Genomic DNA, 12,585 nt, shown 5'->3' on the forward strand with positions numbered 1-12,585 from the left:
CTTTACGCCGGCCATAAAAAATGCCCGTCTCTTGCGAGACGGGCATTTTTCATTTCAGGGTTGCTTACTCCAGGACAGTCACCGGCATACCGACTTCCAGGCGGCCCGCCCCATCGTTGACCAGGTTCTGGCCGAACATCACATCGCCCTCGTGCTCACGATAGGTCTTGAGGGTGGCCAGCGGTTCACGGTCGGCGCTGCGTTCGCCGCTCGCCGGGTCGATGGTGGTCAGGATGCAGCGTGAGCAGGACTTGACCACGCGGAACTCTACATCGCCAATCCGTACCCGCTTCCAGCCGTCCTCGGCAAACGCTTCGCTGCCTTCGATCACCAGGTTGGGACGGAAACGCAGCATTTCCATGGGTCGACCGACCCGTTGGGACAAGTCATCCAGGGACGCCTGGCCGATCAGCAGCAACGGAAAACCATCGGCAAATGCAACCTTGTCATCGTCCTTGCCGTAGCCGGCCTCGGTGGTGCGCGCACGCGCCAGCGGCACTTGCACCAGGCGCGTGGGTTTGCCGATGAATTCGCTGACCCAGGCGCCCGCCTCATCACCGGCATCGGGCACGCGCAAGGTGTCGCGCCAGATGGTCACGCCGCGCAACTCGGCCTCGCTTCCGGGCAGTGGCACGTCGAGGGCAGGTTGGCCTTCGGCGCTCAAGGTCAGGCCACCGGCGCTATTCCACAACGCCGACAGCTGGCTCATTTTGGCCACGGCGCGCTGGGTCAGGAAACGCCCGCTGGCCTCATCCACCAACATCCAGCGTCGATCCCCGTCGAGCCCGAGTGTGTCCAGGCCAATCTGCTGCAAGGTTTCACCCTTGCCGGACTTCAAGGGGTATCGGTACAACGCGCTGAGACGAAGCATGGGCCTGCATTCCTGAGGGGTAAAGCCGTCACCCTAAGCTCAAGCCGGTACTTCGTCCAGCATCAGGCGCTGACGCACCACGTCCACCAACTTGTCGGGCTGGAACTTGGAGAGGAAGTTGTCGCAGCCGACCTTCTTCACCATCGAATCGTTGAAGCTACCGGACAACGACGTGTGCAACACCACGTACAGGCCACGCAGGCGCGGGTCATTGCGAATCTCGGTGGTCAGGCGGTAGCCGTCCATCTCGGGCATTTCGGCGTCGGTGAAGATCATCAACAGCTTGTCGGTCATCACCTGGCCGCTGTCGGCCCACCCCTTGAGCATGTTCAGCGCTTTGAGGCCATCGCTGGCAATGTGCATCTTCACCCCCAACTGGCCGAGGGTGTCACGCAGTTGCGAAAGGGCGACGTTGGAGTCATCCACCAGCAGCACTTCACGGCCGCGGGCGCGTTCCAGCACCGGGTCTTCGAGTTTCTCGCGGGAAACCTTGGCGTTGTAGGGCACGATTTCGGCGAGGACTTTTTCCACGTCGATGATTTCCACCAACTGGTCGTCGACCTTGCTGATGGCCGTCAGGTAATGCTGGCGCCCGGCACTCGCCGGGGGTGGCAGGATTGCCTCCCAGTTCATGTTGACGATGCGGTCGACACCGCCCACCAGGAATGCCTGCACCGAACGGTTGTACTCGGTGACAATAATGGTGCTGTTGGGCCCCGGAATCAGCGGACGCATGCCAATCGCCTGGGACAGGTCGATGACCGGCAACGTCTGGCCACGCAGGTTGACCACACCGCAGACAAACGGATGGCGCTGGGGCATCAGGGTCAACTTGGGCAATTGCAGCACTTCCTGCACCTTGAACACGTTGATCGCGAACAGCTGCCGCCCGGCCAGGCGAAACATGAGGATCTCCAGGCGATTCTCACCCACCAATTGTGTGCGTTGATCTACCGTGTCGAGAATGCCGGCCATTAAAGACTCCTGGGTTTAGCGGATGGATAGTGCTGGTCACTGAAGAGGGTTATCGGCGGCAAACGCCGGACCTTGACCCCCCACTAAAATGCCATGCAAATCCATTGATGTCACACTGACATCATGCTTTACTGAGCCAGCTTCAACACAACGCCTATCACCGCCGCCGCGTGACCGTAAAGTCAGCGCGAGGTTCCCCTATGTAAGGGATTCCCCTATCCACAATCAGGACCAACCTGATATTCGCGATATCTAATAGCCATTAATGTGACGCCATTCTCATTGCATGAATGGAGTCAGGCTTTTGTTTGCTATCGCAAGCCCGCGGCCTACGGGTCGTCCAGAGACTTACGTCTTGGCAACCGAAGAAGTTGTGCGAACAACCCTGAAGATTATGGGGGGCCCGGACGAGCCTGATCGTTATTCAAATAAATGTCCTACTGAAAAGTCGGATCTGACCTACAGATCTTCGTCATATTTCAGCGGTAGTTTTACGCCATTCACCCGGTGCGACATCTCATCATCCGACGGTATGTTATGGAGACTTGCATGATGAACGACGGCAAAGAGTGGCAACTTGCACTGCCCGAGTTCCTGCTCGAAGCGGAAATGTTGCTGGCCAAGTCTGAAGAATGCTTGAGCCACCTGCATTTGATCCGCAACGACAGCGACGCCATCGACTGCATGAAAGCCAGCCTGATCAAGCTCTCGGACAAGTCGGAAGCCTTGGCCCTGCGGGCGATCAGCGAGTTTTCACGGCATATCCAGTACCTGATCAGTAATGCCGCCAGCCCCTTGCAGCTGCATGACGAAGCACTTGATGCATTGCACAACTGCCTCACATTGCTGGCCTGGCAACTGGAGTTGATCGACACCAAAACCGGCAAACTCAGCCTGGATGAAACCGAACAAACCGTATTGATTGCCACCGTCGTCCAACACATCCCGCAAAGCGACTTTGGCTACACACAACAGCAACGCATGCCCTACGCCTTTTGAGTCCTCTTCGCATTTATCCGGCAAAAATGTCGCATTCAATCACTGCCTTATCCAAAAACGACAGCCACAACTAATCACAAATGACGTAGTCGTTAGCCGAAAAATATCAATAAGCCACTAACGACAATACCGATACAAAACAACTTCAATGATACAACTCCCCCACTCTTTGAACTCCGGAACTACCTCCCGAGGCGCAGCCGTGATTAATACGCCTCATCAAGCTCGGCGAAAGGCGACCAACGGTAATAGTGGTGGTACCATGCCCCGCTCGAAGTGACTCAACTTCATGATGCATATAAACGTGAAATGCGCCTCCTATGTACGCCAGCCTGAAGTCACTCATCGCAAGGTCCGTGTCCCGAAGCAATGCACGCAGGATGACCCTCGCGCTCTGCCTGTGTTCGTGCCTGCTTAGCCTGTGGGCTTATGCACGCTCGGCCGAGCTTCCTTTAGCCCTGCTGTTATTGAACCTGGCTACCCTGTTGGTGGTGGGCCTGCAACAGTGGCGCTCACGCAAGTCCATCAAGTTCCAGCCCCAGGAACTGGCCGAACGTCTGTTGCAGGTCCAGGAAAACGAACGTCATCGCCTGAGCCGTGAATTGCACGACGATATCGGCCAACTGTTGACCGCCGCCAAGCTGCAAAGTGAATGGCTCAAACGCCGCCTGCCGGAAGACCTGCAAGGCCATTGCGCAGTGCTGTGCAACACCCTCAACGAAACCCTGGCCAAGGTTCAGGACGTGTCGGCCATCCTCAATCCTCGTCAGTTGGCGAGCCTGGGGCTGGAGGCGAGCCTGCGGGCGCACCTGCTCAAGACCCTGGAAAACACCCAGGTAAACTGGAGCCTGGAATGCCATCAACGGCTCACCGGCATCCCGGAAGAAATGGCCGTTGCCGCCTTTCGCATTACCCAGGAAGCCGTCACCAACATGTTGCGCCATGCCCAGGCACGCAACCTGCTGGTGCGCCTGCAACGCCTGCCGGAAGGCCTGTCACTGTCTATCAGCGATGACGGCCTGGGCTTTTCGCCCGCCATCAACCCCGCCCAGGAAGGTCAACGGGGCATGGCTGGCATGTCCGAGCGGATTGATCAGCTGGGCGGCACATTGTCCGTCAATAGCCGGCCAGGCTTTGGCACAAGGATTGAAGCGCTTTTCCCCTGGGCGCCCCGCGCCCTCGAACGGGCCAACCCCCATAAGGTTCTAGAGTGACGTGCAACTTACTCCTGGTGGATGACCACTCCCTGATCAGGGCCGGCGTGCGTGCGCTGGTCATGGATATTCCCGGCTACGCGGTGATCGGCGAAGCGAGCGATGGCGCCCAGTTGCTGGAGCGCTTCGATGCGCTGCAACCCGACATCGTGCTGCTCGACCTGTCGATGAAACACACCGGCGGGCTCGACGCGCTCAAGGAACTCAAGCGCGCCTACCCGAAGAGCAAAGTGCTGATCCTGTCGATGCATACCGACCCGGAACTGATCATGTGCGCCCTGGAATCCGGCGCCCATGGCTACCTGCTCAAGGACACCACAGCCAACGAGTTGGAACACGCACTGCTGGCCTTGCGCAACAACGAACGCTACCTGAGCCCGGCCATCGCCCACACGGTGATCAACCAGGCGCTGATTCGCAATCAGGCCCAGGCCAACCCGCCGCCCCACAGCCATAACCTGACGGCACGCCAGCTGGAAATCCTGCGTTTGATCGTGCGCGGCAAGTCCACCCGGGAAATCGCCCATGGCCTGGGTTTGAGCATCAAGACCGTGGAAGCCCACCGTTCGCAGATCATGAAGCGCCTGCAGATTTTTGATGTGGCAGGCCTGGTGTTGTTCGCGGTGCGCGAACAGATCATCAGCCTGGACGATTAGTCAGCAACGGCGAATCCACCGGCAAATGCACGCGCAGCGCCTGGGGCAAGGCCGAAAAGTGCAAGTCATCACCCTGGAGCGGCTCGCCATCCAGATTGATCGCCAGCCCTTCGGCGACCTTGATTTCGACCCACGGCAAACGCGCACGCACGAACATGTTGTCCAGGCCCCAACCGTCCGTCATCAGGCTACGCAGGGTGCCGACCACTTCCTGAGGCGCCGGCAAGATGCTGATATCCAACAAACCATCATCGGCCAGGGCACCGGGGCACAACACATGACCGCCACCGGCCTGGCGCCCGTTGCCGATACCCAAGGCCAGTAGCTCGCCGCGCCAGTGAAAGTCAGGGCCCTGCAATTCGCCGTAGGCCGCACGCAACTCGCTGAAGCGTGACAGGCCGGTGAACAGGTAGGCTGCGCCGCCGAGGACTTTCTTCAGGTCTTCGGAGGTGTTGGCGGTGACCTGGCTGCCAAATCCGCCGGTGGCCATATTAAGGAAGATCTGCCCACCCACCTCGCCCAGGTCGATGGCACGGGCCGGCGCGTCCAGCAAGTCAAGGGCCTGCCCAGGCTCCAGTGGCACACCGGCGGCGCGGGCAAAATCGTTGGCGGTGCCGAGGGGCATCAGCACCAGGCTGGCCTCGGTCTTGGCCCGGGCCATGGCCTCGGCCACATCCCGCAGCGTGCCGTCACCGCCGCCGGCAATCAGCCGCGTGTAGCCATCAGCGAGGGCCTGATCGACAAACCGCTGGGCATCGCCACCCTCCCATGTCACCCGCACGGCCAACTCCCAACCCTGTTCGCGCTTGCCCTGCACTGCAGCCCGCACCTCTTCGTTGAGGGCTTGCTTGCCGTGCAGAATCAACAGTGCCTTGGGTGTGCTCATGGATGAATGCTCCTGGGTTTAAGGTTCCTGAGGGATGTTGACCGTGGCCAATCGAAAAAAGCCATCGAATGTAGAAATTAACCGGGGTTTGTAGCGTTTCTGACACTGATCAACTCGCACTGGGCAAAATCGACCTAGACTTATACCTATTCCCACCCGACAAGGCCGTCGCACCATGATCACCATGTCCGCCTTCCACTCCATGCTCATCCCCATCCTGACCGGCATGATCCTCCTGGCCATCGGCTTCAACTTCCGCGACAAACCGATCGGTGTGTTCGGCATGTGGATCGGCATGCTGCTGATCCTCGGCACCGTGGTTTACAAGATCCTCGCCAAACTCGCGGAATGACAATCTCACTCGCATTGCACAGGACGGCCTCGTACACTCGGTCAATTCGTCGTTTTTAAGGTTGACCGCCTCGTGCTTGCCCGTCTGTTTGCCCTGCCCTGTTGCCTGCTTATCTGCCTGCTGACCCTGCTGCCCATGGCGCCTGCCCACGCCGTGAGCCTGCCGGGGCTGCTGGGCAGCAACACCAAAACCCAGCCGCAAGCCGACGTCCCGTTGGGCCAGTCCCTGGACGAGGTGATCAAGACCCTGGAGAACGACCAGCAGCGCACCAAGCTGCTGAGCGACCTGAAAAAGCTCCGGGAAACCACACAAAAGGCCCAGCCCGCCGCCGAACTGGGTGTGCTCGGTTTGATCGGCGGCACCCTGTCGAGCCTGGAGCAACAGTTCTCCGGCGCCGACAGCCCGATCAATCGCTGGTCCAGCGAGTTCGACCAGGCCAGGGACGAACTCACCGCACTGATGCTGCCGGCCAGTGAATGGCTGCCGATCATCTTTGCCTTTGCCATGATCCTGATGCTCTGGAGCCTGCTGGCAGCGATCCTGATCTGGCTCAGCCACCGGGTGCGCGAGCGCTTCGGCCTGACCGAAGAACTGCCCCAACACCCCAAGACCTGGGACCTGTTGCGCTTCGCCCTGCGCAAGCTCGGGCCATGGCTCATCGCGTTGGTGATCACCGTCTACATGAGCTACGCACTGCCCTCGTCCCTCGGCAAATCCCTGGCGATGGTTCTGGCCTATGCGCTGGTGGTGGGCACCTGCTTCTCGGCGATCTGCGTGGTCGCGTTTTCCGTGCTCGACGGCCCGCACCGCCACCGCGCGCTGTACATCCTGCGCCACCAGGCCTTCCGGCCGCTGTGGCTGATCGGCAGCTTTGCCGCCTTTGGCGAAGCCGTCAGCGACCCGCGCCTGGCCGAGAGCCTGGGCCAGCATTTGTCCCATGTCGCCGCGACCATCGCCAATGTCATGGCCGCGCTGTCCACTGGCGTGTTCATCCTGCGTTTCCGCCGGCCCATCGCGCACCTGATCCGTAACCAGCCGCTGTCCCGCCGCCTGACCCGCCGCGCCCTGAGCGACACCATCGAGATCGTCGGCACTTTCTGGTACCTGCCGGCGTTACTGCTGGTGGGCATCTCGCTGTTCGCCACCTTCGTCTCCGCCGGCGACACCAGCACCGCCCTGCGCCAGTCGTTGTTGTGCACGGTGTTGCTGGTGCTGTGCATGGTGATCAACGGCCTGGTGCGCCGCCACTCCCTCAAGCCCCAGCGTGGGCACAAGCGCCATGCGCTGTACTCCGATCGCCTGAAAAGCTTCGTCTACACCCTCGCCCATCTCGTGGTGTGGCTGGTGTTTATCGAACTGGGCCTGCGGGTCTGGGGCCTGTCGCTGATCCGCTTTACCGAAGGCGATGGCCATGAAATCAGCGTCAAGCTGTTCGGCCTTGCCGGTACGTTGCTGTTCGCCTGGCTGATCTGGATCCTCAGCGACACCGCGATCCACCACGCGCTCACCCGCTCGCGCAAAGGCCTGGCCAACGCGCGTGCGCAGACGATGATGCCGCTGATTCGCAACGTGCTGTTCGTGACCATCTTCATCATTGCCGCCATCGTCGCCCTGGCGAACATGGGCATGAACGTCACGCCGCTGCTGGCGGGTGCCGGTGTGATCGGCCTGGCCATCGGCTTTGGTGCGCAGTCGCTGGTGGCGGATTTGATCACCGGCCTGTTCATCATTATCGAAGACTCCCTGGCGATTGATGACTATGTGGATGTCGGCGGTCACCTGGGTACGGTCGAAGGCTTGACCATCCGTACCGTGCGCCTGCGGGACATCGACGGGATTGTGCACACCATCCCGTTCAGTGAGATCAAAAGCATCAAGAACTACTCCCGGGAATTCGGCTACGCGATCTTCCGGGTAGCGATTCCCTACAACATGGAAATCGACGACGCCATCAAGCTGATGCGCGACGTCGGGCAGAAGATGCGCAACGACCCGTTGCAGCGGCGCAATATCTGGTCGCCGCTGGAGATTCAGGGTGTAGAAAGTTTCGAGTCCGGCAGTGCGATTCTTCGCGCCCGCTTCAAGACCGCGCCGATCAAGCAGTGGGAAGTTTCGCGGGCGTTCAACTTGTCGCTCAAACGTCACCTCGATGAAGCCGGGCTGGACCTGGCCACCCCGCGCTTGAGCGTACAAGTAGTGACAGCGGCGGGAGGCGTGCAGGAGAAGGAATAAGCACGGCCCGGACGACGTCAGGATCAACAACAATAATCATGGAGAGTCCTTATGCGTTTGACCGGTCTTACACACCAATGGGTATTCGGCCTGCTGTGCGGTGTCGCCAGCAGTGCGGTCATCGCCGCCAGCAGCGGCCAGGACAGTGCCCGCGAAGAAATCGCCGCCCAGGCGAAAGTGCTGGAACCGGCCCTGCTGGAAACCCGGCGCGACATCCACGCCCATCCTGAACTGGGCAACACCGAAAAGCGCACCGCAGAACTGGTGGCCAAGCAATTGCGGGAGATGGGGCTTGAGGTCAAGACCGGCGTCGCCCGCACCGGCGTGGTCGCAATCCTCAAAGGCGCCCTGCCCGGCCCGACCGTTGCCTTGCGCGCCGACATGGATGCGCTGCCGGTCAAGGAAGTGTCCGACCTGCCCTTTGCCTCGAAGGCCAAGGGGGTGTACCTCGATAAAGAAGTCGACGTGATGCACGCCTGCGGCCACGACGCCCACACCGCCATCCTGCTGAGTACAGCGAAAATTCTGACCGGCATGCGCGATCGTCTGCCGGGCACCGTGGTGTTTTATTTCCAGCCGGCTGAAGAAGGCCCGAGCGACTTTATCCCCGATGGCAAGAACACTTGGGGCGCGAAGATGATGGTGCAGGAAGGGGTGATGAAATCGCCCAAGCCGGATGCGGTGTTTGGGCTGCATGTGTGGGCCGGTGTGCCTGCGGGGCAGATTGCGTATCGGCCGGGGCCTACCCTAGCGAGTTCGGATGACCTGCGGATCAAGATCCTGGGCAAGCAGACCCATGCGGGGCGGCCGTGGGACGGGATTGATCCGATTACTGTCGGGGCGCAGGCCATCGTTGGGTTACAGACGGTGGTGAGCCGGCGTACGGACATTTCTTCGTTTCCGGCGGTGGTGAGTATTGGCACCATCAACGGGGGGACGCGGTACAACATCATTCCTGAGTCGGTGGATATGAGTGGGACCATTCGCTCTTACGACTATGGCATTCGCCAGAAGCTGCATGCGGATGTGCGGCAGACCGTCGAGAAGATTGCCGAGAGTGGTGGAGCGAAGGCTGAGGTGACGATCATTGAGAAGTACGATCCGACCATCAACAACCCGGCGCTGACCGAGAAGATGCTGCCGAGTTTGCGTTGGGCGGCGAATGGGGATGTGGTCAACGCCCCGTTAGTGGGTGGGGCTGAAGACTTCTCGTTTTATGCCAAGGAAGCGCCGGGGTTGTTTGTGTTTTTGGGGGTGACGCCGAGGGATCAGGATATGAGCAAGGCGGCGCCGAATCATAATCCGGGGTTCTTTGTGGATGAGTCGGCGCTGGTGGTCGGGGTACGGACGTTGGCTTCGTTGGCGACTGACTATTTGTATGCCAATGCGGGGGATTGAGGGTATATCCGTTATTTAGGTAACGGCCGCTTAGGGTTCCGCTCTTACAGCGGCTCACTTTTGAAAAGCGCAAAAGTAAGCAAAACGCTCTTGCCCCACCACTCGGCACCTCGCTTAGGCTCGGTGTGCCCACTCCGGCTTTGGACCGTGGGCCGCCGCGATGGGCCATCCTTGGCCCAGCGCGGCTAACCCGGCGTCCTGCCGGGTTACCCACGCTCCAAAGCCTGCGTTCGGCCAGCGTGGTTTAACGGGGCGCCTAAGATCAAGATCAAAAGCAGATCAAGAGCACAGCGGCTCCCGGCCGGCTTGAGTGTTGAAGAGCAAAATCAAAAGCTAAAACGGGCACGGTCAAATGTGGGAGCTGGCTTGCCTGCGATGGCATCAACTGGGTGCATCTGGAAGACCGAGGTGTCTGTATCGCAGGCAAGCCAGCTCCCACAGAAAAGCAGCTCTGTTTTCGCTCTGGTCTTTGCTTTTGCTCTTAACACTCAAGCCGGCCGGTAGGCCGCTGTGCTCTGCTTTTGATCTGCTTTTGATTTTGATCTGCGGGCCCCGTTAACCACGATGGCCGCAAGTAGGCACGGTGGAGCGGGTAAATCGGCAAGGATGCCGATTTAGCCGCGCCGGGCCATGGATGGCCCGTCGCGGCGGCCCACGGAACCGGGCCGGAGTGCGGGCATGCCGAGCCTAAGCGAGGCACCGAGTGGTGGGGCAAAGACCTTTTGGTTACTTTTGGGGCGTTTGCCAAAAGTGACCCGCTGTAAGAGCGGAACCATAAGTGGCCGTTACCGCAGCAACGGATATGTACACGGTCAAACCATCAACACATCCCGCGTCACCCCGTCAAACCACATCCACCCCCACATGAATCGCATCATGCCGCCAAAACTCCAGATCACAATCAATCAACCGCTCATGCTGATCATAATTAACCCGAGCAATCCGCAACCCCGGGCTCCCCACCGACACCCTCAACGCCGCCGCGGCCTCAACCTGCAATGACGTCGGCACAATCTCAAACCGCACCCGCCCGTAATGCAAGTCATACACCCGCGCATACAACTCCGTAATCGACTGATTCAAATCACACTCCAGAATCCCCGGAAAATACTGCGGGTTCAAATAGTGCTCCACATACAACACCAACCGCCCATCAATCCTGCGCCCCCGACAAATCTGGATCACGCTGGACAACGCCGGCAACTGCAACCACGCACACACCGCCGCCGAAGCCGGCTGCAACCGCGCCGAAATCACCTCGGTCGACGGCACCCGCCCCTGCGCACTCACCATCGCGTGAAAATGGCTGCGCTGCATCAAGTTGTAGGCAAGCCTGGGCGGCGACACAAACCACCCCCGCCGCTCCTCGCGATAAATCTGCCCTTGTGCCTCAAGTTGTAACAAGGCTTCCCGCACCGTAATGCGGGTGGTACCAAACAACTCGCTCAGCTTACGCTCGGCCGGCAGCTTACTGGCAGGCGCCAACAACCCATGGTCGATCTGCTCTTGCAGCGCCAGGCCAATGGTTGTCACCGCCTTGGTTGCCTCATCACGCATCAACGTTACCTATCTGGACTAGACCAGCACTATTCAGGTGCACAAAACGCCCTTTAAACGCGCCTCTGCTATTGCGTGCAAGCCTAGGCATTGCACATGACCGACAGATGACAGCGCCTCGCGACGTTCTGCCACAAGACCTGCAATACATCGGCCAAGTCCAAGGCTTCCGGGCGGTTTGGCATGGTCTACGCTTACCCGGCAACCCCTCGTCCAGGCCAACAAAAAACGACATCGACATGAAACTGTCATCCGCCACGCCTAAATTGGCTCGTGTATTGCTGACCTAGACCAACACCACCGCAAACGTCGATAAAAACGCAGCGTTGAAAACGCCCAAAGGAGCTTCGGATGAAACAGCTTTTCCTGGCATCACTGTTAGGCTCGACCATTGCCATGTGCACCGCCGCCATGGCCGCTGATACCGATCTAAAAACCCTGGAAGCCGCCGCGAAAGCGGAAGGCGCGGTCAACAGCGTCGGCATGCCCGATGACTGGGCCAACTGGAAAGGCACCTGGGACGACCTGGCCAAGATCTATGGCCTCAAGCACATCGACACCGACATGAGCTCGGCCCAGGAAGTCGCCAAGTTTGCGGCAGAAAAAGACAACGCCAGCGCCGACATCGGCGACGTCGGTGCAGCCTTCGGCCCCATCGCGGTGAAACAGGGCGTTACTCAACCGTACAAGCCGACTACCTGGGCACAAGTCCCGGATTGGGCGAAAGACAAAGACGGTAACTGGGCCCTGGCCTACACCGGCACCATCGCGTTTATCGTCAACAAAAAGCTGCTGCACGGCTCCGAAGCCCCAAAAAGCTGGGCTGACCTGAAGACCGGCAAATACAAGGTGTCCATCGGTGACGTGAGCACCGCCGCTCAGGCTGCCAACGGCGTACTCGCCGCCGCACTGGCCAACGGTGGTGATGAAAAGAACATCCAGCCTGCGCTGCTGATGTTCGCCGACATCGCCAAGCAAGGCCGCCTGTCGCTGGCCAACCCGACCATCGCGACCATGGAAAAAGGCGAAGTGGAAGTGGGCGTGGTCTGGGACTTCAACGGCCTGAGCTACAAGGCCAAGATGGCGAACCCGGATGACTACGTGGTGCTGATCCCATCGGACGGCTCGGTGATTTCCGGCTACACCACCATCATCAACAAATACGCCAAGCACCCGAACGCCGCCAAGCTGACCCGCGAATACATCTTCAGCGACGCCGGCCAGACCAACCTGGCGCGTGGCAATGCGCGGCCGATCCGTGCCGAGCACCTGACCTTGCCAGCCGACGTACAGGCCAAGCTGCTGCCTAACGAGCAGTACAAGAAAGTCACGCCGATCAAGGACGCCGACGCTTGGGAGAAGACCTCCAAGGCTCTGCCGCAGAAGTGGCAGGAAGAAGTCATCATCAATATGCAATAAGGCTTAACACGCCTATTTAAGTGGAA

General features: G+C 59.8%; 10 protein-coding genes and 1 pseudogene. 7 read left to right on the forward strand and 4 right to left on the reverse strand.

The genetic code is table 11. The features are described from left to right. Window positions 1-64 precede the first annotated feature (64 nt). Both JFU58_RS00305 and JFU58_RS00310 read right to left on the reverse strand, forming a co-directional pair. The gene (locus JFU58_RS00305; RefSeq protein ID WP_201139668.1) at window positions 65-871 is read right to left on the reverse strand and encodes an MOSC domain-containing protein; all 807 of its coding nucleotides are present in this window, start codon (window positions 869-871) and stop codon (window positions 65-67) included. A gap of 39 nt (window positions 872-910) precedes the next feature. Then, on the reverse strand, window positions 911-1,846 hold the full coding sequence (locus tag JFU58_RS00310) for a chemotaxis protein CheV (protein ID WP_017479493.1): 936 nt from the start codon (window positions 1,844-1,846) through the stop codon (window positions 911-913). Window positions 1,847-2,398: 552 nt separating this feature from the next. Between JFU58_RS00310 and JFU58_RS00315 the strand changes: the two genes are divergently transcribed. The 3 genes from JFU58_RS00315 (at window position 2,399) to JFU58_RS00325 (ending at window position 4,715) form a co-directional block, all read left to right on the forward strand. Next, complete coding sequence (locus JFU58_RS00315; RefSeq protein WP_063033928.1) at window positions 2,399-2,845, forward strand: hypothetical protein; 447 nt, start codon at window positions 2,399-2,401, stop codon at window positions 2,843-2,845. A 320-nt stretch (window positions 2,846-3,165) separates the two neighbouring features. Beyond that, window positions 3,166-4,059 (forward strand): sensor histidine kinase, encoded by an 894-nt coding sequence (locus JFU58_RS00320; RefSeq protein WP_201139669.1) that lies wholly within the window; start codon window positions 3,166-3,168, stop codon window positions 4,057-4,059. Next, the gene (locus JFU58_RS00325; protein ID WP_063028332.1) at window positions 4,056-4,715 is read left to right on the forward strand and encodes a response regulator transcription factor; all 660 of its coding nucleotides are present in this window, start codon (window positions 4,056-4,058) and stop codon (window positions 4,713-4,715) included. Before JFU58_RS00320 ends, JFU58_RS00325 begins: the two co-directional genes overlap by 4 nt. Here JFU58_RS00325 and yegS read toward each other — a convergent pair. Beyond that, window positions 4,677-5,601: pseudogene (gene yegS / locus JFU58_RS00330) on the reverse strand (lipid kinase YegS); the annotation flags it as partial. The gene JFU58_RS00325 and the pseudogene yegS sit on opposite strands and share 39 nt — an antisense overlap. A gap of 175 nt (window positions 5,602-5,776) precedes the next feature. On the opposite strand from yegS, the gene JFU58_RS00335 reads away from it, so the two are divergent. The 3 genes from JFU58_RS00335 (at window position 5,777) to JFU58_RS00345 (ending at window position 9,583) form a co-directional block, all read left to right on the forward strand. Next, window positions 5,777-5,953: a hypothetical protein gene (locus tag JFU58_RS00335; protein ID WP_003219760.1), complete on the forward strand. Its 177-nt coding sequence runs from the start codon at window positions 5,777-5,779 to the stop codon at window positions 5,951-5,953. A 72-nt stretch (window positions 5,954-6,025) separates the two neighbouring features. Beyond that, window positions 6,026-8,185, forward strand: coding sequence for a mechanosensitive ion channel family protein (locus JFU58_RS00340; RefSeq protein ID WP_093207692.1), 2,160 nt, complete (start codon window positions 6,026-6,028; stop codon window positions 8,183-8,185). A 51-nt stretch (window positions 8,186-8,236) separates the two neighbouring features. Next, window positions 8,237-9,583: an amidohydrolase gene (locus JFU58_RS00345; protein WP_178904068.1), complete on the forward strand. Its 1,347-nt coding sequence runs from the start codon at window positions 8,237-8,239 to the stop codon at window positions 9,581-9,583. 843 nt (window positions 9,584-10,426) lie between these two features. Here JFU58_RS00345 and JFU58_RS00350 read toward each other — a convergent pair. Then, window positions 10,427-11,140: a UTRA domain-containing protein gene (locus JFU58_RS00350; protein WP_010166446.1), complete on the reverse strand. Its 714-nt coding sequence runs from the start codon at window positions 11,138-11,140 to the stop codon at window positions 10,427-10,429. Window positions 11,141-11,491: 351 nt separating this feature from the next. Between JFU58_RS00350 and JFU58_RS00355 the strand changes: the two genes are divergently transcribed. Continuing rightward, complete coding sequence (locus JFU58_RS00355) at window positions 11,492-12,559, forward strand: ABC transporter substrate-binding protein (RefSeq protein WP_017479502.1); 1,068 nt, start codon at window positions 11,492-11,494, stop codon at window positions 12,557-12,559. Window positions 12,560-12,585: the final 26 nt, after the last annotated feature.

The organism is Pseudomonas sp. TH34, from assembly GCF_016650865.1.
GTDB classification, from domain to species: Bacteria; Pseudomonadota; Gammaproteobacteria; order Pseudomonadales; family Pseudomonadaceae; genus Aquipseudomonas; species Aquipseudomonas yamanorum.

Coding starts and splice junctions, on each gene's coding strand:
- JFU58_RS00305 (WP_201139668.1), bottom strand. CDS start 871: ATGCTTCGTCTCAGCGCGTTGTACCGATACCCCTTGAAGTCCGGCAAG.
- JFU58_RS00310 (WP_017479493.1), bottom strand. CDS start 1,846: ATGGCCGGCATTCTCGACACGGTAGATCAACGCACACAATTGGTGGGT.
- JFU58_RS00315 (WP_063033928.1), top strand. CDS start 2,399: ATGAACGACGGCAAAGAGTGGCAACTTGCACTGCCCGAGTTCCTGCTC.
- JFU58_RS00320 (WP_201139669.1), top strand. CDS start 3,166: ATGTACGCCAGCCTGAAGTCACTCATCGCAAGGTCCGTGTCCCGAAGC.
- JFU58_RS00335 (WP_003219760.1), top strand. CDS start 5,777: ATGATCACCATGTCCGCCTTCCACTCCATGCTCATCCCCATCCTGACC.
- JFU58_RS00345 (WP_178904068.1), top strand. CDS start 8,237: ATGCGTTTGACCGGTCTTACACACCAATGGGTATTCGGCCTGCTGTGC.
- JFU58_RS00350 (WP_010166446.1), bottom strand. CDS start 11,140: ATGCGTGATGAGGCAACCAAGGCGGTGACAACCATTGGCCTGGCGCTG.
- JFU58_RS00355 (WP_017479502.1), top strand. CDS start 11,492: ATGAAACAGCTTTTCCTGGCATCACTGTTAGGCTCGACCATTGCCATG.